Origin of the sequence: Sphingomonas panaciterrae (genome assembly GCF_036890205.1) — a bacterium.
Taxonomy (GTDB): Bacteria; Pseudomonadota; Alphaproteobacteria; order Sphingomonadales; family Sphingomonadaceae; genus Sphingomonas; species Sphingomonas panaciterrae.
The window spans coordinates 283,946-307,811 of the sequence record NZ_JAKNQR010000001.1 but is presented as its reverse complement, the minus strand read 5'-3'; the positions used below and the strand labels follow the sequence as shown (position 1 = coordinate 307,811).

Genomic DNA, 23,866 nt, shown 5'->3' with positions numbered 1-23,866 from the left:
TTTCGTCGATCAGGGGGTGGGCGGCCGGATACAGGCGTCCAGCCCCTGCCGGCGGACCACGCCGACGTAGCGTGCGATCGTATTGCCGTGGCGGCGGACGAAGCCACTGGGCGCGACAGCCTCGCGCTTCTTCGGCAACGGCAGAACCGCGGCAATCCGTGCCGCCTCGGTCGGCGTCAGCTTGCTCGCCGAGTGATTGAAATAGCGCTGCGCACCCGCCTCGACGCCATAGGTGCCGATGCCGGTTTCCGCGACGTTGAGATAGACCTCCATGATCCGCCGCTTGCCCCAGATCGCCTCGATCAGGAGGGTGAACCATGCCTCGAACGCCTTGCGGATGTAGCCGCCGCCCTGGAAGAGGAAGACGTTCTTCGCCGTCTGCTGGCTGATTGTGGAGCCCCCGCGAATCCGGCCTCCTTGCGCGTTGCGATAGGCGGCGCCGGCAATCGCCTCCAGGTCGAAGCCGTGATGGCTGCAGAATTTGGCGTCCTCCCCGGCGATCGCGGCCCGCGCCATGTCGGGATCGATCCGATCGAGCGGCATCCATTGCTTGGTGACGGAGCGGCCGGCCAGGAGATCGCCGAGCATCGTGAAGGTGAACGGCGGCGGCACGAAGCGGAGCGCGACGACCAGCAACACCGACAGGGCGACGAACCAGAACGCCGCCTTCAGCAACCATCGTAGCACGCGTGTAGCCATGCCGTGACGCTAAGCGCCAAACGCCGCCGGGCGCAACGGGGCGGAAGCTGCGGCGATTGCCCGGGCCGCGGGGTGCCGCTGTTTCATTGATGCCATGGGACGTGCCGATTGTGGTCGGACACATGCAAAAGGCATAAGCAGGTTAGAACAAAAAGTTATGTTCCAGGTCGCCAGAGGTCTGGCGAAAACGCTGCTCGATCTGATAACGTTCCTTCATAACCATAAAACGCCGCAGCAGGGACGAGAGCAAGATCAACCGGGGAGCGTCATGAACCTGCGCCACATCGAGGTGTTTCACGCCGTCTATTCCGTGGGATCGATCAGCGGTGCGTCGCGTCTGCTGAATGTATCCCAGCCATCGGTCAGCAAGATCGTGAAGCATGCCGAAAGCCGGCTCGGCTTCCGGTTGTTCACCCTGGTGCGCGGTCGGCTGACCCCGACCGAGGAAGCGCATATCCTGTTTCGCGAGGTGGACGATCTGCACAGCCGGATCGACACCTTCCAGCGGGCGGCGCGCAACCTGCGCTCGCCGTCGGAGGGGCATATCCGGATCGGTGTGCTTCCCTCGCTGGCGCTGGCGAAGCTGCCGCGCGCGATCTCGGTCTTTCGGCAGAAGTGGCCGCGTGTGACCTTTGAGGTGTCGGCGATCCACCATGACGAATTCCGCGCGGCGCTGATGTCGCGCGAGTGCGACTTCGTGATTGGTCACCATGCGGTAGGTGACCCCGAGATCGCTGCCTTCTCGCTCGGGCAGGGGTGCGTCGGCGCGCTGTTCGTCGAGGGCATGTTTGACCGTGATTTAAGTGCGATACCGATCGATCTTCTGCGCAGCCAGGAACTGATCGGGCTCGCGCCGAGCGTGTCGATCGGCGACCTGATTGCACCTGTCATGGCCGGCACGCTGAAGAGCACACCCGCGATCCAGGTGAAGTCCGTCTATATCGCGGCGGCGCTGGCGCGGAGTGGATCGGGGGTTGCGATCGTCGACCAGTTCACCGCTCAGGCCTTTGTCGGTGACGACCTGCATTTCCGCCCCGTTGAACCGGCCGTGACCTTTGGCCTGTCGGTCCAGCATCTCTCCGCGCATCCGCTGTCGCGGGTCGCGCGCAGCTTCACCGACCTCATGGCGGGGATGATCGAGGCGCAGGGGCCGAGCGCCGAGCGGGATGATTGCCGAAATGCTATGGGTGCCCGCCAACACTGAAAGCTTGTCGAACAACGGCCTGCTGTGTGAACTGCGGTGCAGGAGATCGATCCAGTCCCCATGACGGCCGGAGACGGCGCTGGACGATCGTGGAACACCAAAGGGTCGTCCGGGCGTTGAACGCCCCGACCAGCAGGATCGGAGCCGACCATCATGAATCTCGCGCGTTTCGCGCGCCGGCGCTACACGCCCGGCGCAACCCCGATCGAGCCCATGCCGCATCTGACCAAGGCGCTCGGCGGGCCGGAGCTCTTCATCAAGCGTGACGACCTGCTCGGCCTGACCGGTGGGGGCAACAAGACCCGCAAGCTCGAATTCCTGGTTGCGGATGCGCTGGCGCAGGGCGCGGATACGCTGATCACGGTCGGCGCAGTGCAGAGCAACCATTGCCGCCTGACGCTGGCCGCCGCGGTTCGCGAGGGGCTGAAATGCCGCCTCGTGCTCGAGCAGCGTGTGCCGGACAGCTATGACAAGACCGCGTCGGGCAACAATTTACTGTTCGACCTGCTCGGCGTCGAGGCCGTGACGGTGGTCGCGCTGGGCGATGATCTTCAGGCCGCGATGGAGAAGATCGCCGGCGACCTCGCGGCCGAGGGGCGGCGCGGCTACATCATCCCCGGTGGCGGCTCCAACCCGCTGGGCGCGCTCGGCTATGTCGCCTGCGCCGAGGAAATCCTTCAGCAGTCGTTTGCCGATGGCGTCGCGTTTGACCGGATCGTCGTGGCGAGCGGCAGCGCCGGTACCCATGCGGGGATCGTCGCCGGCCTGATCGGCAACAGCGCGGGCATCCCGGTGACGGGCGTCAACGTGCGGCGTCCCCGCGCGGAGCAGGAGGCGAATGTGCTTCGCCTGGCGCGGGAGGTTGCCGCGCTGGCCGGGGTCGTTCCCGAGATCACGCCGGACGAGATCGAATGCCGCGACGAATGGGTCGGGCCCGGCTATTCGCTGCCGACCGAGGAGATGGTCGAGGCGGTACGCCTGTTCGCCTCGCTCGAAGGGGTGCTGCTGGATCCGGTTTATACCGGGAAGGCGGCGGCGGGGCTGATCGGCATGGTCCGTTCCGGCGAGATCCATGCGGATGAGCGCGTGCTCTTTGTTCACACCGGTGGCTCGCCCGCGCTCTATGCATACCAGCCGCTGTTTACCGGCGACGCTGCCTTCTGATGACCGACCACCCGCTGGCGATCGGCGTGCTGGGGGGCATGGGCCCCGCCGCGACGATCGATTTCATGGCGAAGGTCCTGCGCCACTCGCAACGCGGCGCAGCGCGGGAGCAGGACAATGTGCGGGTGATTGCCGACAGCAATCCCGCGCTGCCCGATCGCAATGCCGCGATCGCGGGCACCGGTCCGTCGCCGGCCCCGGCGCTCGCCGCGATGGCGCGCGGGTTGGCGGCGGCGGGGGCGGGCGTGCTGGCGATGCCATGCAACGCCGCGCACGCCTTTGCCGATGCGGTGCGCGCCGCCACGCCGCTGCCCTTCGTTCACCTGATCGACGAGGCAGTGGCCGCCGTCCGTCGCCGCCATCCCGAGGCGCGGCGGATCGGCGTCCTTGCCGTCGCTGGCGCGGCCGAGGCGAAGCTGTACGAACGCGCGCTGGATGCGGCCGGGCTCACCGCTGTCACACCCGACGATGCGGCACGGGCAGCGTTCATGGACGCGATCTGGCAAATCAAGCGGGGCGAGCTTGATGTGGGCACGGCTGGGGTACGCGCAACGGCGCACCACCTGCTGGATCAGGGCGCAGAGATTATCATCGCCGGCTGTACCGAAGTGCCGCTGGTGATCGCCGACGGCGAGCTTCCCGTGCCGCTGATCGACGCCACCGACGTTCTTGCCGAGCGCACGGTCGCGTATGCGCGGGGTGAGTGGGGGCGAGGCGCTTAGCCTGCGGTTATGCGACGTTGAACAATCAATCAGTTCCCTGACGCGATTGGCACTCGTCCCCGCCACTTTCGTGAGTAGCATGCGGTGAACAGGCGATCGTGATTGCAAGAGCGGCGCGACGCACATGGTGCCGACTTGGCGGTACCGGCGACATGGTGGTCGCCGCGATCGCCGGCGGTACATCGCAACGAGGGGGCATGAATGAAGACGCTGTTGACCTTGGCATTGCTGGCGAGCGCGATGGCGCCGGCAGCGGCAGTCGCGCAGAACCGGGACGCAGCAGCCAAGCAGTTCCTGTCCAGCCCCAAGTTCGCCGCCGCCAAGGCCAAGCTTGCCGCCGATCACGATCGCGTCGTGGCGGATGTCATCACGCTGACCGAGATTGAAGCGCCGCCCTTCAAGGAAGCCAAGCGCGCCGCCGCATTCCTGGAGATGCTGCGCGCCGAAGGGCTGACCGACCTGACCACCGACGCGGAAGGCAATGTGTACGGCACCCGCAAGGGCACCGGCGGCGGGCCGCTGATCGTCATCACCGCGCACCTTGATACGGTGTTCCCCGAAGGCACCAACGTGAAGGTGCGGCGTGAAGGCAACATGCTCTACGCGCCGGGCATCGGCGATGACACGTCGAGCCTGCCGGTGCTGCTGGCGTTCATCCGCGCGATGAACGAGGCGAAGTTCACCACCAAGTCGGACATCGTCTTCATGGGCAATGTCGGCGAGGAAGGGCCGGGCGATCTGCGCGGCACGCGCTATCTGTTCACCAAGGGGCCGCTGAAGGATCGGATCGGCTACTTCATCTCGCTGGAGCCGGGGCGCGCGGGGCGCATCACCAATGCGGGGGTCGGATCGAAGCGCTACAAGGTGACATTCTCGGGGCCGGGCGGCCATTCGATGGGCGATTTCGGCCTGGTGAACCCCGCCTATGCCATGGCCAATGCGATGGTCGAGTTCGGCAAGATGAAGGTGCCGGCGGAACCGCGCACCGTGTACAATGTCGGCCTGCTGGAAGGTGGCACCTCGGTCAATTCGATCCCGTTTTCGACCGCGATGACGGTGGACATGCGGTCGGTCGGCAAGGCCGAACTGGACACGGTGGAGAAGAACTTCCTCGCCATGTTGCCGGGCGCAGTAGCGGCGGAGAACGCCGCGCGGTCCACCGCCAAGGGCAAGATCACCTATGAGGCGAAGCAGGTCGGTGACCGGCCGGTCGGCACCACGGCGTCGTCGACCGACATCGTCCAGATCGCGACCGCCGTCACCAGGGCAGCGGGCTTCACGCCCAGCTATGGCGCGGGATCGACCGATTCCAACATTCCGATGAGCCTTGGCATCCCGGCGGTGACGCTGGGATCCGGCTTCCAGACGATGCGGGCGCATTCGCTGGAAGAGGCGATGGTGGTCGACAAGCCAAAGGACGTGGACAGCATGGCGGTGAGCCTCGCCACATTGCTGATGCTTGCGGGGGCGAAGTAAACAGGGGGAGCAGATCACGATGCGTGCATTGATGCTGGCAGCCACAGGGCTGTCGATCGTTTTCGCCAGCGGCGCGGCAACCGCCCAGTCGCGGACCGTGACCGACCCGGTCGCGGTGCTCAAGGCAAAGCCGGGCTCCGACTATTTCCTCGCCAATTACAAGCAGATCAGCGAGTGGCTTCAGAAGGTGTCACAGGAAAGTGACCGGATGAAGCTGGTGAGCATCGGCAAGACCGCCGAGGGTCGCGAACAATATATGGCGATCATCTCGTCGCCAGAGAACATCCGCAACCTTGATCGTTATCGCGGCATTGCGCAGCAGCTCGCGCTGGCCAAGGGGCTGACCGACGATCAGGCGAAAGCGCTGGCCGACCAGGGCAAGGCCGTCGTGTGGATCGACGCCGGGCTGCATGCGACCGAAGTCGTCAACGCGCAAAGCCACGTTCAGCTGATCCACGAAATGCTGACGCGGACTGACCCCGAGACGATGCGCATCCTGAACGACACGATCGGGCTCTATGTGTTCGCCAACCCGGACGGGCTGGACCTCGTTGCCGACTGGTACATGCGCCCCGCGGACAAGGCGAAACGCAGCACGAACACGATCCCCGTGCTTTACCAGAAGTACGTCGGGCACGATAACAACCGCGACAGCTACGCCTCGCACCAGCCCGAGACTACCAACATGAACCGCGCGGCCTATCGCGAGTGGTTCCCCCAGATCCTCTATAACCAGCATCAGACCGGGCCGGTTGGCACGGTGGTGTTCATCCCGCCCTTCCGCGATCCGTACAATTTCAACAACGAGCCGCTGGTCATCAACCAGACGGATGCCGTGGGTACGGCGATGCATGCGCGGCTGGTGGCGCAGGGGAAGGGCGGGTCAGTCTCGCGATCGGGCGCGCCCTATTCGACCTGGTTCAACGGCGGCGTCCGCACGGTCGGCTATTTCCACAATCAAATCGGCATCCTGACCGAGATCATCGGCAGCCCGACGCCGATGGAAATCCCGCTCGTGCCGGCGAAGCAGCTCGCCACATCCGATGGCGTGATGACGATCGCGCCGCAGAAATGGCACTTCCAGCAGTCGATCGATTACGTGAAGGAAATGTCGCGGGCGATCCTCGACTATGCCTCGCGCAACCGCGAGACGGTGCTGTTCAACCGCTACGTCATGGGTCGAAACCAGATCCAGAAGGGTAGCGAGGATAGCTGGGTTGTCACACCCAAGCGGATCGACGCGGTCAAGGCGGCGGCGGAGCGGCTGAAGAAGGAGAGCGGCGGTAGCGCGCTAGACGATCTGGCCGGGTATAACACGCGCGATATCGTGCCCTCCACGCTGTACCAGACGATCCTGCGCGATCCACAATATCGCGCGCCGCGCGCGTTCGTGCTGCCGGTCGACAAGCAGGCGGATCTGCCCACCACGGTCGATTTCCTTAATTCACTGATCAAGACCGGGGTCGAGGTGGAGCGGGCCGACAAGCCGTTCAGCTATGGCGACAAACGCTATGCCGCCGGCTCGTACATCGTGCGGTCCGACCAGGCGTTTCGCCCGCACGTGCTCGACATGTTTGAGCCGCAGGACCATCCGCAGGACTTCGCCTATCCGGGCGGGCCGCCGATCCGGCCGTATGACATCACCGGCTACACGCTGGCGTATCAGATGAACGTCACGTTCGATCGCCTGCTCGACGGCGCGCCGCAGCATTTCCCGCAAGTCACCGATGTGATCCAGACTCCGCCGGCCGGGCACGTGATCGGCGACGGTGGGGCGGGTTATGTCGTCAGCCATGCGACCAACAACAGCTTCATCCTGACCAATCGGCTGCTGAAGGCCGGAGTGCCGGTGTACTGGCTGAGCCAGGGTGTGACCGTGGGCGGCGAGCAGCTGGCGCCCGGCGCCTTGTGGATCCCGGCGGGCGGCGCTGCGAGCGGCATTGTCGATGGTGCGGTCAGGACGCTGGGGATCGATGCGCATGCCGTTACCGCCAAGCCTGCTGGCGACGCGGTGAAGCTGAAGCCGGTGCGGATCGGGCTGGTGGACCATTATGGCGGCTCGATGGCGTCGGGCTGGAACCGCTGGATCTTCGAGAAGTACGAATTCCCCTACACGCGGGTCTATCCGCAGGAGCTCGACAAGGGCGGACTGAACGCAAAATATGACGTGCTGGTGTTCCAGTCGGACGTGCTGGGACGCGAGGGGCGGCCGCCACAGAAGCAGCCGGATGCCGCCGACCTGCCGGCCGAATGGCGCGCTACCCTGGGTCATATCACCAGCGAGAAGACGGTGCCGCAGATCGCTGCCTTCGCCAAGGCGGGCGGTACCGTGATCGCAGTCGGCGGCGCAACACGTCTCGGGGCCGAGATGGGGCTGCCTGTCTACAATGCGCTGACCAGTGTCGATGCATCGGGCAAGCGCGTGCCACTGCCGAGCACCAAATTCTATGTGCCGGGTTCAGTGTTGCAGGCAAAGGTCGATCCCAGCGACCCGCTGGCGTACGGCCTCCCCGAGTCGCTCGACATCTTCTACAACAACAATCCGACCTATGCCGCGGTGCCGGGGCAGGCGGGTGTGCGGCGGGTGGCGTGGTTCGCCAGCGACGATCCGCTGCGGTCTGGCTGGGCCTGGGGGCAGAAGGCACTGAACGGCACGGCCACCGTGATCGACGGGACACTGGGGCAGGGCCGGGTTTACCTGCTCGCCAATGAAGTGACGCAGCGCGGCCAGCCCTATCCGTCGTTCAAGTTCCTGCTCAATGCGGCGCTCTATGGCCCGACCCAATCAGGACAGACCGCTCGCAAGGCGGACTGATCGCTAACGCGTTCGATTGTCCGCGCCGGTGATCTGGCGCGGACAATCGATCCCGTAAGATGCGCGGGATCAGGCGTGGCCGACGGTAGGGTACGCCATGGCGCGTAGCAGGCCGCGCCGATCGAACGGCTTCCAATCGTCCTCCGGCTGGGCGAGCCGGTCGGCCACCGCATAGAGGACGGCAGGATTGACCGGCATGCCGAAGTGGCTGCCAAAGATCTCGATATTGTCGGTGGTGGCGCAATGCGGCTCCACGCAATTGGCCCAGGGCACGATGCCGTCGTCCCGGCTCCAGATCGCGGTGGACGGGACCGTCAGCTGCTGCGCGGCCTCGCCCATATAGCCAAGCGCCACCGGGTCATCGATCTTGTGCCCCGACAGATATTCGTAGATCCGCCACACCCGCGTCGATCGCGGCGTGCCAGAGAACGGCGCGCCGAGGGTGATGACCTGCCGCACCATGGCCGGGCGACGGTGGGCGATCACGCGGGCCATGATCCCGCCCAGGCTCCAGCCGACGACGCTGACGCGGCGCCCCTCGGCAGCGTGGATCGCCTCGAGCCGGGCGATCAGCTTCTCGCCCTCCGATCCGATCGAACGCGGGCCCCGGTTGCGCCCGAGGTCCCAGCCGTGAACGTCATAGCCGAGCCGGCGAAGGTAGAAGCGCAGGATTCGCGTCGACTTGTCCGAGGCGTTGAAGCCGGGGATGACGAGGACGGGATGACCGTCGCCATGCGGGACGCTGGCGAGCGCCGGGGCGGCCCAGGGCAGCATGCCGAACTCCAGCAGCGCGCGGGGCAGTTCGGTAAGCGCCAACAGCGGGGAGGGCGGCGCCACCACCGTGTCCGCCGCATCATTGGCCATCGTCTGCGTCTCCTCAGGGTCCGCGAACAACGGACAGAACCGGACAAGGTTCTGCCGCGCAGCCGCTTAATCGTGACTATATGGTGAGGATTACGTGCCGGTCACTGCGGATTCGGCGCGGATGAGCCCACCAGGGCCGGGGCAGGGACGGCGCCCGCCGCGTTGACCGCGAGCTGCGAATCACCGCCCAACGTGCGGTAGAGCGTCACCAAATTCGTCGCGCGGATCAGGCGGGTCTGCACCATCTGCTGCTGCGCCGCGTAGAGCGAGCGTTGCGCGTCCAGCGTGGTCAGGAACGGCTCCACCCCACCGCGATAGCGCGCGTTCGACAGCTGGTAGGTGTCTTGCGCGGCGGCGGCGAACCGCTCGGTCGCGGCGAGTTCATCACTGATGGTGCCGCGGCGGGCGAGCGCATCGGCAACCTCGCGGAACGCGGTCTGGATCGTCCCTTCGTAGCGGGCAAGCGCGGCCTGCTGCTGCGCGCGGGTCTGATCCACCCCTGCGCGCGCCGCGCCACCGGCGAAGATCGGATAGGCGATGTTGCCGGTCGCGGTCTTGGTCAACGCGTCACTGCTGATCAGGGAGGAGAGCGCCGTGCTGGCAAAGCTGAACAGCCCGGTCAGCGAGATGCGCGGGAACAGCGCGGCGCGCGCAGCGCCAATTTCGGCGTTGGCGGCGCGCAGATCATATTCGGCCTGCACCACGTCGGGCCGGCGCAGCAGGACCTGGCTGTCGAGGCCCGCGGGCAGCTCTGCCACTGTGCCGGCGGCTTCCTCGATCGAGGCGGGCAGAAGCGCCGGATCGATCGGCGCGCCGACGAGCAGTTGCAGCGCATTGATATCCTGCGCCAGCGCGGTGCGCTGGCTGGCGATATTGGCCTCCGCCGTGGCGAGGATCTGCTCCGCCTGGCGCAGGTCGGTGCGCGGTGCGATGCCGCCCGACACGCGCGCGCGGGTGAGCTCCACCGATCGCCGCGCGGCTGCGGCGGTGTCCTGCGCGATCTTCAGCAGGCTCTGGTCCGCCGCATAGGTAAGCCAGGCGCTGGCAACATCGCCGGTCAGCGTCAGGCGGACGGCGCGCGCGGCGGCCTCCTGACCGAAATAACGCGCGAGCGCGGCGTCGCTGAGCGAGCGGACACGGCCGAACAGGTCCAGTTCGAACGCGCTCGTTCCCAATGTTGCCTGATAAGTGGTGCCGCCGACGGCGAAATTGCCGCCCGCCGCCTGCCGCCCAATCTCGCGCCGGGTGATGGTGGCGCCGGTGTCCACCTGCGGGAACAGCTCCGCACGCTGGATGCGGTATTGCGCACGCGCTGCCTCGATATTGGCGACGCTGGCGCGAAGATCGCGATTGTTCGCGAGCGCCTGGTCGATCAGACGCTGCACCCGTGGGTCGCGGAAGATCTCACGATAGGTGACGCTGGGCAGCGCGGCCTCGCTCTGCTGCAGATAGGCGTCGCCCGTCGGCCAGGAGGCAGGCACAGGAAGGTCGGGTCGCACATATTTGGGTGCCATGCTGCATCCGGCGAGCGCGGTGCCGAGCAGAAGCGGCAGGAGGAGGCGCATCACGATTGCTCCAGCTGCGGTGTGCCCTTGGGGGGCACATTATTGTCTTCAGGCGGGCGGTGGCCGGGTTCCTCGCCGCGCAGCTTCGCCATGCCGTCACGGAAGCCGCGACGCACCAGCACGAAGAACAACGGGATGTAGAAGATCGCCAGCACCGTCGCGGTGAACATGCCGCCGATCACCGCCGTGCCGATGGCGATGCGGCTGTTCGCGCCAGCGCCGGTGGAAATGGCAAGCGGCAGCACGCCGAAGATGAAGGCGAGGCTGGTCATCAGGATCGGGCGAAGGCGGATGCGCGCTGCGGTCAGCGCCGCGTCGATGACGCGCGCGCCCTTTTTCTCTTCCTGCTCGGCAAATTCGATCATCAGGATGGCGTTCTTCGCCGCGAGCCCCATGGTCGTGAGCAGGCCGATCTGGAGGTACACGTCGTTAGTGAGGCCGCGCAGCGTGACGAAGGCGACCGCGCCGATCAGCCCGACCGGGATGACGAGCAGCACCGCCAGCGGAATCGACCAGCTTTCGTACAAAGCGGCGAGGCACAGGAACACCACGATGATCGACAGGCCGTAGAGCAGCGGGGCCTGACCCGCCGACAGGCGTTCCTGATAGGAGATGCCGGCCCAGGCCACGCTGGTCCCCGGGATCTGTCGCGCGAGTTCCTCAATCCGCGCCATTGCGTCACCCGAGCTGCCACCCTGCGCCGCCGAACCCTGGAATTCGAACGACTGGATGCCGTTGAAGCGTGACACGGTCGTTGGCGCCTGTGACCAGCTGGTCGAGGCGAAGCTGGAGAAGGGCGCCATCTGCCCGTTCGCGCCGCGCACGAACCATTGGTTCAGCGAATCCGGGTTGTCACGATAGGGCGCATCGCCCTGCACGAACACGCGCTTCACGCGGCCGCGATCGACGAAGTCGTTGACGTAGCGGCCGCCCCAGGCGGTCGACAGCGTCGTGTTCACGTCGGTCTGCGACAGGCCAAGCGCTGCGATGCGTTGCGGATCGGTGTTGACGCGCAGCGTGCCAATGTCCGGGAGTTCGGACAGGCGCACGCCCGACAGCTTCGGATCGGCATTGGCCATCGCCAGCAGCTTGTCGCGCGCCGCGGCAAATTCCTTGGTGCTGAGGCCGCCGGTATTCTGAAGCTCCATGGTGAAGCCCTCGGACTGGCCGAGACCACGGATCGCGGGCGGGACCAGCGCGAACACCTGCGCATCGCGGAACGCGCGGAAGGCGGCTGCGGCACGCGCGACGATCGCGTCGGCCGAGTTTTCCTTGCCCTTGCGGTCGGCCCAGTCCGTGAGCGAGATGAAGCCCTGACCGGTATTCTGCCCGGAAGCGCCGCCACCGCCGCCGCCGGCGACGGTCAGCATCGTGCGGACGTTGTTCTTCTCATACTCCTGGAAATAATGCTCGACTGCCTTCTGCACTTCCTCGGTGCGGGCGCGGGTCGCGCCGGCGGGCAGGCGGAACTGCACCTGCGTGCCGCCCTGATCCTCGGTCGGCAAGAAGCCGGTGGGAAGGCGAAGGAACAGCACGGCGAGCAGTGCGACGATCACCAGGTAGATGCCGACGAACAGCCACTTGCGATCGATGACGCGGCGGGTGGCAGCGACATATCGCTCGGTCGCGCGCTCGAAACTGGTGTTGAACCAGTGGCTCGCGCGGTCGAGCCGGTCGCTGACCCAGCCGAAATGGCGCGCGAAGCGACCTTCGCGGCGGTCCTCATCCTTCTTGTGGCGCTGCTTCAGCAGCGTTGCAGTGAGCGCGGGCGACAGGACGATCGCCACGGCGACCGACAGCACCATTGCCGAGATGATGGTCAGCGAGAACTGGCGGTAGATCACGCCGGTCGACCCGCCGAAGAACGCCATCGGCAGGAACACCGCGGAGAGCACCAACGCGATCGCGATCAGCGCAACGGTGATCTCGTTCATCGACTCGATCGTCGCTTCACGCGGCGTCATGTCGGGATTTTCCTCAAGCAGACGCTCGACATTCTCCACGACCACGATCGCGTCATCGACGAGCAGACCGATCGCCAGCACCAGCCCGAACAGGGTCAGCGTGTTGATCGAGAAGCCCGCCAGATAGAAGACCGCGAAGGTGCCGAGCAACACGACCGGCACCGCAATCGTCGGGATCAGCGTCGCGCGCCAGCTCTGCAGGAAGACGAACATGACGATGACGACGAGGATGATCGCCTCGATCAGCGTCTTCACCACCTCGTCGATCGACAGCTTGATGAAGTCCGTCGAATCGTTGGCGTAGGCGACCTTGATGTTGGGCGGATAGGTTTTGGCGATGCGTGCGATTTCCGCCTTCACCAGTTCCGCGGTGGTCAGCGCGTCGGCGCCCGGCGCGAGCAGGATGGCGATGCCGGCGCCCGGATGGCCGTTGATCCGGCTGCTGGCATTGTAGTTTTCGGAGCCGAGCTCCACCCGCGCGACATCGCCGACGCGCACGGTGGCGCCCGATGGCAGCGTCTTGAGAATGATGTCGCGGAATTGCTGCGGCGTCTGGAGACGCGATTGCGCGGTGACCGTCGCGTTCAGCATCTGGTCGGACGGCATCGGCTGTCCGCCGATCTCGCCCGCGGCGACTTCGGTATTCTGCGTCTGGATCGCGCTGACCACGTCGCCCGGCATCAGCTGGAAGCTCGCGAGCTTCGCCGGATCGAGCCAGATGCGCATGGCGTATTGCGAGCCGAAGACGTTGGTGTCGCCGACGCCCTGTACGCGGCCCAGCGGGTCCTGCAGCGTCGAGGTCATCAGGTCGGAGACGTCCCGGTTGGTCATCCGGTCGCTCTCGTCATAGACGCCGGCGATCATCAGGAAGTCCGGGTTGGACTTTCGCACGGTGACGCCCTGCTGCTGCACCTGCGCCGGCAGGCGGGTCAGCGCCTGCTGAATCGAGTTCTGGACCTGGACCTGCGCGATATCGGGATCGGTGCCCTTTTCGAACGTCGCGGTGATCGACACCGAGCCGCGCGAGCTGGACGACGAGGCGAAGTAGAGCAGGCCGTCGATTCCCGTCAGCTGCTGCTCCAGGATCTGCGTGACCGAGTTCTCGATCGTCTCCGCATTCGCGCCGGGATAGGTGGCGCGGATCGACACCTGCGGCGGCGCCACGTCGGGATATTGCGCGATGGGAAGGCCCATGATCGCACCGGCACCCGCCATCATGACGATGATGGCAAGAACCCAGGCAAAGATCGGACGGTCAATGAAGATGCGCGACATCTCAGCCGCCCTTCGCCTTCTGCTGTTGCTTTAGCTGTTCGGGCGTGGGGGGCTTGGGCTGCTGCGGCGCCGAGGCGGGGACAGGACGTACCGTGCTGTTGGGACTCAGGCGGGCGGTGCCCTGCGTGATGACGCGATCGCCGGGGTTGAGCCCGCCGGTCACGATCCAGTTCGCGCCATCGGCGCGGACGGTCTGCACCGTGCGCTGCACGGCCTTGTTGTTGGCATCAACGACCCACACGGTCGCATTGCCCTGCGGATCGCGCGCGACGGCTTGCTGCGGCACGAGAAACGCGTTGGCCTCGATCGCTTGAGCGAACACGGCACGCACGAACATGCCCGGCAGCAGCAGCCCGTCCGGATTGGGGAAGCGGGCGCGCATCGTCACGGTGCCGGTCTGCTGATCGACCACCACTTCGGAGAATTCGACAAAGCCGGTGCGACCATAATCGCTGCCGTCTTCCAGCTTCAGGCGGACGGCGGCGCTGGCCGGCAATGCGCCGCCGCTGGCGAGTTGCCGGCGCAGCCGCAACAGGTCGGCCGCGGATTGCTGGATATCGACATAGATCGGGTCGAGCTGCTGGATCGTCGCCAGCGGGTCCGCCTGGCTGGTGGTCACCAGCGCACCGACGGTGAACAGCGAGCGGCCGATCCGGCCGGTGATCGGCGCGGGAACGGTGGTGAAGCGCAGGTTGACGCGCGCCGTTTCCAGCTGGGCGCGGTTCTGCGCGATGCTCGCCTCCGCCTGACGCTGGGTTGCGACCGCGTCGGTATAATCCTGCTTGCTGACTGCCTCGATCTCCGCCAGCGGACGGAAGCGTTCGGCACGCACACGTGCGGCGGCCGCCGTCGCCTGCGCGCTTTGCACCGCGGCCAATGCCTCGTTCACGGCCGCGCGGTACAGGCTCGGATCGATCTGGTAGAGCGGCTGCCCCTGCCGCACCAGGGAGCCCTCCTTGAACAACCGCTTCTGGATGACGCCGCTAACCTGAGGGCGCACCTCGGAGCTTTGGTAGGCGAAGGTCCGGCCAGGCAGTTCGGTCATCAGCGGGACACGGGTCTGCTGGACCACGACATAGCCAACCTGCGGCGGTTGCCCGCCGTCACCCTTGCCCGCGGCCTTGCCCTGGGTTCCGGCGCCCTGATTGCCGGTGTCGCCGCCGCTGCTGCACGCCGCCAGAGCCACCGCGCTGACCAACGCGAGCGTTCGCACCTCTATCAACCGCATCAATCCTGCTTGCTCGTCAGATCATTAGCCGACCGGGCACACGCGAGTGCACGAACTTTCGCTCGATACATTGACCATGATCTCCGCAGAAAGCGGCCGCTCCGGTGCGGCAGCCCAGTGGCATCGTTAAGCCTGTCGCGTAATCGCTTTCAAGCGGGGTTGCCACCCTGAACATGTCGCAACTTGTCGCACCGGTTACGGTGCGGAAACTTATCGTTCAACAAAGCGTTGGGCCATGCGGGGGGATTCGAAAAATCGGACGTCCCGAGGTTGAGAAGGGGCGTTTGTGCGGTTCAATTCGGGTTGTCATCGGTGGCTCGCGGTTGCGCTGGTTGCTGCATCTTCAGCGGCAGCGAGCGGGCAGATGGCAAAGCCGGGGACCGCCCCTGCAACTGGACCTGACGCACTCAAATCAGCGACGGCGCCGCAGAATGCGCAAGGGAACGAGCCCATCGTGCCCGATGCCGCATTCGACGCCGCGCTCCCGTCGCTCTCCGGCGATATCAATGCGCCGCTCGAGCCGATGCCGCCGCAGACCGTGCAGCCGTTGCCCGACGGATCGTCTGCCGCGCCGATCGATGGAAGCGCCACCATCCCGCCGCCCGCACCCGAGGACCCGGCGCTGAACCAGCCGTTGCCGCCGCTCAGCGCGACCGACACGGTGCCGCTGCAGACCGCCGCGGACGTCACGGACAGCGATGCACCCGAGATCCGGTATGAGACGGTGGTCCGCGGGTTGAATGACATCGGATTGGAGGATGAGTTCAATTCGCTGTCTGCATTGCGCGAAGGCGGCGGCAAGGCGGCCAATGCGACGCAGGTAAATGCGCGCGGGCGTGAGGACGAACAGCTTGCCGTCCGGCTGATGAAGTCGCTCGGCTATTATGATGGCACCGCGTCGATGGTGCTGGAGACGATCCCCAACGAACCGGGCCGTCTTCGCGTGGTCCTGACCGCGACGCCGGGACCGATATTCAAGCTCGGCACCATCACCGTGGTCGCGAACCCGACGGTGCCGCCCAATCTGGTGCGCGAGCAATTGCCCCTGAAGACCGGCGACCCGATCGAGGCCGCGCGCGTGCAGGGGGCAGAGGCAAATGTCTCGCTCGTGCTGCCGCAGCGGGGCTATCCGTTCGTGGAGGTAGGAGAGCGCGACATCCTGCTCGACGACGAGACGATGACGGGCGATTACACGCTGCCGGTGGATACCGGGCCGCGATCGTCCTTCGGCGTGGTGCAGACCGAGGGCGATAACGTCTTCGACCTCGACCATCTCAGCATCTTCCCGCGGTTCAAGCAGGGCGAATTGTACGACCAGCGGCTGCGCGACGATCTGCGCGAGGCGCTGATCGCGACCGGCCTGTTCGACACGATCAGCGTCGAACCGGTGCGAACCGGACGGCCTGGCCCGGAGGGGACCGAGCAGATCGACATGATGGTCCGCCAGACCAAGGGGCCGTGGCGCAGCCTGGCGGGCAGTGCTGGTTACGGCACGGGTGAGGGCGTCAAACTGGAAGGCGGCTGGACCCATCGCAACCTGTTCCCGCCGGAGGGCGCCTTGATCCTCGCCGCAGTGGCGGGCACGCAGCAGCAGGGCGCGGCGGCCACGTTCCGGCGGCAGAATGCCGGGCGCCGCGATCGCAGCTTCTTCACCGGCATCACCGCCAGCCATTCCAATTATGATGCATTCGATTCCTACACCGGTTCGCTCTTCGCGCGCTGGGCATATGAATCGACGCCATTGTGGCAGAAGCAATTCACCTACGCGTTCGGCGGCGAGCTGATCGCGACCAACGAGAGTGTCTTTGACTTCGACCTGAACGAGCGCGTGCGCCGCACTTATGGCATCGCGGCGATCCCGATGCAGACCGTGTGGGATCGGTCGAACGACCTGCTCAACCCCACCCGCGGCTTCCGCCTCAAGCTGAACGTCAGCCCGGAGGCATCGGTGCATGGGCAGGTGCGGCCCTATGCGCGCACCATGCTGGAGGCGACAGCTTATTACCCGGTCACCGACAGCCTGGTGATCGCGGGCCGCGCGCGGGCGGGATCAATTTTCGGCATCTCCCGCGATGATCTGGCGCCGTCGCGGCGCTATTATGGTGGCGGCGGCGGATCGGTCCGCGGCTACGGCTATCAGCGTCTGGGGCCGCTCGAGCCGGTGTCGTCGCTGAAGCCAAACGACGACGGTGAGATCAACCTCGCCGATCTGCGCCCGGTTGGGGGACGAAGCATCAACGAATTCTCGCTGGAGGCGCGCTACCGGTTCGGCAATTTCGGCATCGTGCCGTTCATCGACGCCGGCAATGCCTATGAAAGCACGTTCCCCAATGCGTCTGACCTGCGGTTCGGCGCGGGCATCGGCGGGCGCTTCTACACCAATTTCGGACCCTTGCGCGTCGACGTCGCCACCCCGCTCAATCCGCGGCCGGGCGATCCCAAGGTCGCGCTGTACGTCTCGATCGGGCAGGCATTCTGATGGTCGAGGACAACACAGCGCCCACCACCGAGGTGATCATCGAGCGTCGTCCGCTCTGGCAGCGCGTCGTCAAATGGATCGGCATCGCACTGGCGGCGCTGGTGCTGCTGCTGCTGGCGATCGTCTTCGGCATCAACACCGATCCCGGGCGGCGCTTCGTCGCCAACCAGCTGGGCAATTACACCACGGCGGGCGGCCTCAACATCAAGGTCGGCCGGATCGACGGGTCGCTGTACGGGCGGATGGTGCTGACCGACGTTCGGGTGAGCGATCCAAAGGGCGTGTTCATCGTGTCGCCGCGCCTCGACGTGGACTGGCGACCGTTCGCGTTCCTCAACAATCACGTCAACGTGAAGAGCCTGCAGAGCGAGCTCATCACGATGGCGCGCAACCCCGAACTGATCCCGCAGCCGAGCGACCCGAACGCGCCACTGCTGCCCGATCTCGACATCGATATCGATCGGCTGCGCGTGGCCCGCTTCGTCATGGAGCCGCCGGTGGCCGGTCGGCGGCACATCGCGCGGATCGACGGGTCGGCGCATATCGCCGATCGGCGTGCCCAGCTGACGGTGGATGCCGGGGCGCTGCGGGGACCGGGCGTGGCCGGTGGCGATACGCTTCGCCTGCGGCTGGATGCGGTTCCCGACGACAACAAGCTGACGATAGACGCGCGCCTGTTCGCGCCCGCTGGCGGCCTCGTTTCCGGCCTGGCCGGTACCAAGGCGCCGCTTACCGCCACGATCGACGGTCGCGGCAGCTGGAAGTCGTGGCAGGGCAAGTTGAACGCGACGCTCGGCGGCGGGCGTCTGGCGGATCTCAACCTGTCGGCACGTGACGGGCATATCGAGGTGCGCGGCACGACCCGGCCGGGGCTGTATCTTGAAGGGCCGGTCGAGCGACTGACCGCGCCGCAGCTGGACGTGGCAATCGATTCGACGCTCGCCGAGCGACGTGCGGATACCCGGTTCAAGCTGCGCTCCAGCGCGCTGGCGGTGGACGGCGGTGGCATCGTCGACCTGGCGAACAGCCGCTTCGGCAATTTCGCGGTCGATGCCAAGCTGCTGACGCCGGGCGCGATCGCCCCCAATCTGCGTGGTCGGGACGTGCTGGCACGAGTGGTGCTGAACGGCGCCTTTGCGACGCCAACGGTGGACTATAAGCTGCGCGCGACAACGCTGGGCTTTGCCGAAACCACGGTGGAGAACCTGTATGCCGAGGGGCTGGCACGGGTGGATGCTGATCGCATCCTGGTGCCCGTCCATGGTCGTGCGCGGCGCATTTCCGGGCTGAACCCTGCACTGGGTGGCCTCACGACCAACGTCCGGCTAGACGGCGATATCGCGATCGACATGCCGCAGATCCTCTCCGACAATCTGCGCATCCGCTCCGACACCATCGATGCGACCGCGATCATCGCCGCCAATATGGAAACCGGCCGGTACACGGGCGCGCTCAAGGGCCGGGTCAACAATTTCCGGGTCGAGAGTGTCGGCATCCTCAACCTGACGACCGATGCCGAATTGGTGACAAAGCCCAATGGCGGGTTCGGGATCGTCGGTCGCGTGGGCGTGCAAACGCGCCAGATCTTCAACGACGGCGCGCGCAGCTTCCTCGGCGGCAACGCCGTCGCCTTCACGAACTTCGGCTACGATACCGACGGAATCGTCACCTTCCGCAACATGAAGCTGACGGCGCCGCTGTTCCGCGTGACGCGAGGCGAGGGGCGTTATGACCTGAATACCGGTGCGGTCGCGGTGTCGGCCGACGCCTATTCCAACCAATATGGCCCGCTGTTCGCGCGGGTCAGCGGAAGCGCCGCCGCGCCGGTGGTGAACCTGCGCGCGCCGCGCCCCGGCGTCGGGATCGGCCTTGCCGACCTCAACGCGCGTATCGTCGGCCGCAACGGCGCCTATGCCGTGACCGCGACGGGCGGGACCACCTATGGTCCGTTCAATGCCGACATCTTGGTTACGCCGGGATCGCAGCTGGCGATCGACATCCGCCGGGTCATCTTTGCCGGGGTCAATTTCGCCGGGCGCGTGGTGCAGACTGCCGCGGGGCCGTTCGCAGGCCGCGTGCAGTTTGCCGGCTCCGGCACGCAAGGCACCGTCCAGTTGGGCGGGCAGGGACGCTATCAGACGGCTGCGATCGACGCGCGCGCCAATGCGGCCCGCTTCCCCGGCGACGTCGACTTCGTCATCGGCCGCGCGATCGTGAAGGCCAATGTCGTCCTCTACGATCAGCCCCAAGTGATCGCGGACGCCCAGGTTGCGGACCTGCGCTATGGCCCAACGGTGATCGAGAGCGGCCGCGTGAAGGTGAATTACGCCGGCGGCAATGGGACGGCACAGGCCCTGTTCACCGGCTCCAACAGCGTGCCGTTCCGACTGGCCGCTAACGCCCGTCTGTCGCCCGACAATTATCTGGTGGCGTTGCAGGGACAGGCCAACAACATCAACTTCCGCACCGGCAATCCGGCGCGCATCACCAACAATGCGGGCGTGTACCGGCTGGCGCCGACCCAGATCATCTTTGACCAAGGTCGTTTGCGCATTGCTGGCTCCTATGGTGACGGGCTCAGTGCGCAGATGCGTCTCGACAGCCTCGACCTGTCGATCGCCAATGCGCTGGTCCCGAACCTCGGCCTTGGCGGCAAGGCGACGGGCAGCCTGGACTTCGTCCAGGCGAGCGCCGAAGCCTTCCCGCAGGCGGACGCCCGGATGACGATCACCGGCTTCCAGCGGTCCAGCCTAGCCACGGTGTCGCAACCGGTGGACGTCGTCTTTGCCGGCCGGCTGTCGGGAAGCGGTGCCGAGGCGCGTGCGCTGATCAATCGCGGTTCGACGACGGTCGGCCGGCTGCAGGCGTTCCTGCGACCGCTCGGCACCGGCGGATCTTGGGCATCGCGCCTGATGGCCGCCCCGCTGAGCGGCGGCATCCGCTACAATGGCCCGTCGGGCGTGCTATTCAGCCTGAGTGGCCTCGCGCACCAGCAGCTGACCGGGCCGATCGTCGTCGCCGCGGACTTCGGCGGCCGTGTTTCGGCGCCGCAGCTGAACGGCCTGATCCGCGCCGACAATCTGACCTATGACAATGAAACCTACGGTACGCGCCTGTCGAACATGGCGATCCGCGCGCGGTTCAATAACGACCGGCTGCAGCTCGACAGCCTGACGGGGCGGGCGGGCGACGGAACCGTGCGCGCGCAGGGTTATGTCAGCCTGGCGGCGGATCAGGGGTATCCGATGCAGATCGATGCCCAGCTGAACGACGCACGGCTCGCCCGGTCGGATTCGCTGGGTGCGACCGCCACCGGCACTCTGTCGGTGACCAACGGGCGTGGCGGCGGGCTGATCAAGGCGGATCTCACCATCCCCGAGGCGCGCTACCAGATCATCCGCCAGGGGTCGGCGGAAGTGCCCGAGCTGACGGGCGTTCGCCGCAAGAGCGACATTCGTCCGGCGCGGATCACCGATCGGCCGGCGGCGGCGGAACCGCAGTCCATGGGGCTGTTCCGCCTCGATATCCGCATTCGCGCCGACAACCAGCTGTTCGTCTCCGGCATGGGGCTGGAGAGCGAGTGGGAGGCCGACATCAAGGTGGGCGGCACGTCCGCGGCGCCGCTGATCACCGGCGGGCTGGATCTGGTGCGCGGCACCTATTCCTTCGCCGGCAAGCGCTTCGACCTGGAACAGGGCCGGGTCCGCTTCCGCGGCGGGGCGATGACCGACCCGGATATCGATATACGCGCGACCACGGTGAACGACGGCGTTACCTTCGCCATCAACATCGCCGGCACGGGCCAGCGGCCGCAGATCACCTTCTCCTCCACGCCCTCGCTGCCGCAGGACGAGGTGCTGAGCCGGTTGCTGTTCGGCACCAACCCGGAGAATCTGTCGGCGATCGAGGCGCTGCAACTCGCATCCGCACTCAACTCGCTGCGCGGGTCGGGAGGCGGGCTGAACCCGCTGGGCAAGCTTCGGTCGGCCACGGGCTTCGATCGCCTGCGCATCCTCGGCGCGGACGATGCGGCTGGGCGCGGCACGGCGCTTGCCGCCGGAAAGTATCTGACCGACGATATCTATATCGAGATCGTCACGGATGCCCGCGGCTTCACCGCCACGCAGTTGACAATTGCGCTCAGCCGTTCGCTCAGCCTGCTGACCCAGGCGGGATCGTTCGGCGGATCGAATGCGCAGCTGCGCTACTCCAAGGATTATTGAGGGAGGCGGCGGCCAACGGATCATCAGCGATCTGGTGGCCGCCACTTACTGACACGCGAGTAAGTCTGGTCCTTTCCCCGCCCGGTGTGTTGCGGTACGCTCGGGCACAAGGAGAGGATCGGCCATGACCGAACACGTCGACGTCATCATCGTGGGGGCCGGACTGTCCGGCGTAGGCGCCGCGCATCACCTGCAGCGGCGTTGCCCGAACCGATCCTATCTGATCCTTGAGGCGCGCGCGGCGATGGGCGGGACGTGGGACCTGTTCCGGTATCCCGGCATCCGCTCCGACAGCGACATGCACACGCTGGGCTACAACTTCCGGCCGTGGACCAAGGCGAAGGCGATCGCCGACGGCCCGTCGATCCGCGAATATATCGAGGATACGGCACGGGAAGGCGGCATCGATCGCCGCATCCGGTTCAATCATCGCGTGACCGGCATGTCCTGGTCCACCCCCGATGCGTGCTGGACGGTGACCGCGGAAACGCCGGAGGGACCGGTAAGCTTCACCGCCAACTTCCTGCACATGTGCTCCGGCTATTATGATTATGAGCGTGGGCACGCGCCGCAGTTTGCCGGGCAGGAAGACTTCGCGGGGACGATCGTCCACCCGCAATTCTGGCCCGAAGACCTGGACTACAGCGGCAAGCGCGTAGTCGTGGTCGGCAGCGGTGCGACGGCGGTAACGCTAGTGCCGGAGATGGCGAAACGTGCGGCCAGCGTGACGATGTTGCAGCGATCGCCGACCTATGTCGTGTCGCGGCCGGCGCAGGATTCCATGGCCAATTGGCTGCGCGCGAAGCTACCGCAACATGCCGCCTACGGCATCACGCGGTGGAAGAACGTGCTGTTCGGCATGGTCTTCTACCGCATGACCCGCAAGAAGCCGGAAAAGGTGAAGCAGAAGCTGCTCGATCAGGTGCGCGAGCATCTCGGGCCTGATTACGACGTCGCAACCCATTTCACGCCGCGCTACAATCCCTGGGACCAGCGGTTGTGCCTGGTGCCTGACGCCGACCTGTTCGACACGATCAAGGCGGGCAAGGCGGAGGTCGTGACCGACACGATCGAACGGTTCACGCAGGACGGGATCAAATTGCAGTCCGGTCGCACGCTGCCGGCGGACGTCATCGTGACGGCGACAGGGCTGGAGGTGAAGCTGCTCAGCGGCATCGCGCCGGTCGTTGACGGGGAGACCAAGGATCTGTCCGCGGCGCTGCAGTACAAGGGGATGATGTTCTCCGACATTCCCAACCTCGCCTTCACGTTCGGCTACACCAATGCATCCTGGACGTTGAAGGCGGATCTGGTCGCCATGTACCTGTGCCGCGTCCTCAACACGATGAAGAAGCGGGGGATGCGGCAGGCCACTCCGCGCATCGGCGCCGAGCCGGTGGGCGTCGAGCCCTTCGTCGATTTTTCGTCGGGCTACATCCAGCGGGTGGCAGACCAACTGCCCAAGCAGGGCAACCGCAAGCCGTGGCGGCTGAATCAGAATTACGCCCTTGATGTCATGGCCTTGCGGTTCGGATCGGTGGACGACAGCATGGAGTTTTCCAACCCGGCGCCAGCGCGGGCGCGCTTCGCCGCGTGATATCGGTCGCCGGGACGCGGGGCCTTTCGATCGCCGGCAACTTGGGTCATGGCGCTGCTCGTTAACAGAACGGCGGAGTGTTGCCCGTGACTCAAGTGCTGATCCTCACCACCGGCGGAACCATCGACAAGCTCTATTTCGATGCGCTGAGCACCTATCAGATCGGCGACACGGTGGTGGACCGGCTGCTCCACACCGCGCGCGTGACGCTGCCCCACCGCATTGTCGGCCTGATGCGCAAGGACAGCCTGGAACTGACCGATGAGGATCGCGCCGCCATTCGCGACGCCGTCACACACGCGCCGGAGGACCGGATCGTCATCACGCATGGCACCGACACGATGACCGAGACGGCGCAGGCGCTGAGCGGGCTGGAAGGGAAAACGGTCGTACTGGTCGGCGCATTGTCGCCGGCGCGCTTTGCGGAGAGCGACGCGGCCTTCAATCTCGGCATGGCATTCGCCACCGCGCAGGTGGCGCCGCCAGGCGTCTGGATCGCGATGAACGGAACCGTGTTCGACGGTGCCAAGGTGCGCAAGGACCGCAGCCAGAACGCCTTCGTACCGGTGTGATCGTCAATCGGAGCTGCCG

General features: G+C 66.1%; 14 protein-coding genes. 9 read left to right on the top strand and 5 right to left on the bottom strand.

From position 1 onward, the window contains the following. Window positions 1-9: 9 nt before the first annotated feature. Window positions 10-699 (bottom strand): monofunctional biosynthetic peptidoglycan transglycosylase, encoded by a 690-nt coding sequence (mtgA, locus tag L8F96_RS01465; RefSeq protein WP_334654722.1) that lies wholly within the window; start codon window positions 697-699, stop codon window positions 10-12. Window positions 700-967: 268 nt separating this feature from the next. Here mtgA and L8F96_RS01460 point away from each other — a divergent pair, with 268 nt between their 5' ends. From L8F96_RS01460 to L8F96_RS01440, 5 genes are all read left to right on the top strand, one after another. Beyond that, window positions 968-1,903, top strand: a complete 936-nt coding sequence (locus tag L8F96_RS01460) for a LysR family transcriptional regulator (RefSeq protein ID WP_046410090.1) — start codon at window positions 968-970, stop codon at window positions 1,901-1,903. A 153-nt stretch (window positions 1,904-2,056) separates the two neighbouring features. Further along, complete coding sequence (gene cuyA, locus L8F96_RS01455; protein WP_046410092.1) at window positions 2,057-3,067, top strand: D-cysteate sulfo-lyase; 1,011 nt, start codon at window positions 2,057-2,059, stop codon at window positions 3,065-3,067. Beyond that, complete coding sequence (gene cuyB / locus L8F96_RS01450) at window positions 3,067-3,789, top strand: cysteate racemase (RefSeq protein ID WP_046410093.1); 723 nt, start codon at window positions 3,067-3,069, stop codon at window positions 3,787-3,789. Before cuyA ends, cuyB begins: the two co-directional genes overlap by 1 nt. Window positions 3,790-3,990: 201 nt before the next feature. Next, entirely contained in the window at window positions 3,991-5,265 is a 1,275-nt protein-coding gene (locus L8F96_RS01445; RefSeq protein ID WP_334654717.1) for a M20/M25/M40 family metallo-hydrolase, read from the top strand. 31 nt (window positions 5,266-5,296) lie between these two features. Further along, entirely contained in the window at window positions 5,297-8,080 is a 2,784-nt protein-coding gene (locus L8F96_RS01440) for a M14 family metallopeptidase (protein ID WP_334654715.1), read from the top strand. A gap of 69 nt (window positions 8,081-8,149) precedes the next feature. On the opposite strand, the gene L8F96_RS01435 is transcribed toward L8F96_RS01440, so the two are convergent. From L8F96_RS01435 to L8F96_RS01420, 4 genes are all read right to left on the bottom strand, one after another. Next, window positions 8,150-8,944 (bottom strand): esterase/lipase family protein, encoded by a 795-nt coding sequence (locus L8F96_RS01435; RefSeq protein WP_136452016.1) that lies wholly within the window; start codon window positions 8,942-8,944, stop codon window positions 8,150-8,152. Window positions 8,945-9,045: 101 nt separating this feature from the next. Continuing rightward, window positions 9,046-10,509 carry an efflux transporter outer membrane subunit gene (locus L8F96_RS01430; RefSeq protein WP_334654712.1) on the bottom strand — a complete coding sequence of 488 codons (1,464 nt, stop codon included), beginning with the start codon at window positions 10,507-10,509 and terminating at the stop codon, window positions 9,046-9,048. Further along, on the bottom strand, window positions 10,509-13,748 hold the full coding sequence (locus L8F96_RS01425) for a multidrug efflux RND transporter permease subunit (protein WP_301090392.1): 3,240 nt from the start codon (window positions 13,746-13,748) through the stop codon (window positions 10,509-10,511). Before L8F96_RS01425 ends, L8F96_RS01430 begins: the two co-directional genes overlap by 1 nt. 1 nt (window position 13,749) lies before the next feature. Continuing rightward, window positions 13,750-14,976, bottom strand: coding sequence for an efflux RND transporter periplasmic adaptor subunit (locus L8F96_RS01420; RefSeq protein WP_334654709.1), 1,227 nt, complete (start codon window positions 14,974-14,976; stop codon window positions 13,750-13,752). Window positions 14,977-15,340: 364 nt separating this feature from the next. Here L8F96_RS01420 and L8F96_RS01415 point away from each other — a divergent pair, with 364 nt between their 5' ends. From L8F96_RS01415 to L8F96_RS01400, 4 genes are all read left to right on the top strand, one after another. Beyond that, the gene (locus tag L8F96_RS01415) at window positions 15,341-17,455 is read left to right on the top strand and encodes an autotransporter assembly complex protein TamA (RefSeq protein WP_334654707.1); all 2,115 of its coding nucleotides are present in this window, start codon (window positions 15,341-15,343) and stop codon (window positions 17,453-17,455) included. Beyond that, window positions 17,455-21,678, top strand: a complete 4,224-nt coding sequence (locus L8F96_RS01410; RefSeq protein ID WP_334654705.1) for a translocation/assembly module TamB domain-containing protein — start codon at window positions 17,455-17,457, stop codon at window positions 21,676-21,678. The genes L8F96_RS01415 and L8F96_RS01410 overlap by 1 nt, the downstream gene beginning before the upstream one ends. Window positions 21,679-21,802: 124 nt before the next feature. After that, window positions 21,803-23,275 (top strand): flavin-containing monooxygenase, encoded by a 1,473-nt coding sequence (locus L8F96_RS01405; RefSeq protein ID WP_334654703.1) that lies wholly within the window; start codon window positions 21,803-21,805, stop codon window positions 23,273-23,275. A gap of 80 nt (window positions 23,276-23,355) precedes the next feature. After that, on the top strand, window positions 23,356-23,847 hold the full coding sequence (locus L8F96_RS01400; protein ID WP_046410105.1) for an asparaginase domain-containing protein: 492 nt from the start codon (window positions 23,356-23,358) through the stop codon (window positions 23,845-23,847). The last annotated feature ends 19 nt before the right edge of the window (window positions 23,848-23,866 follow it).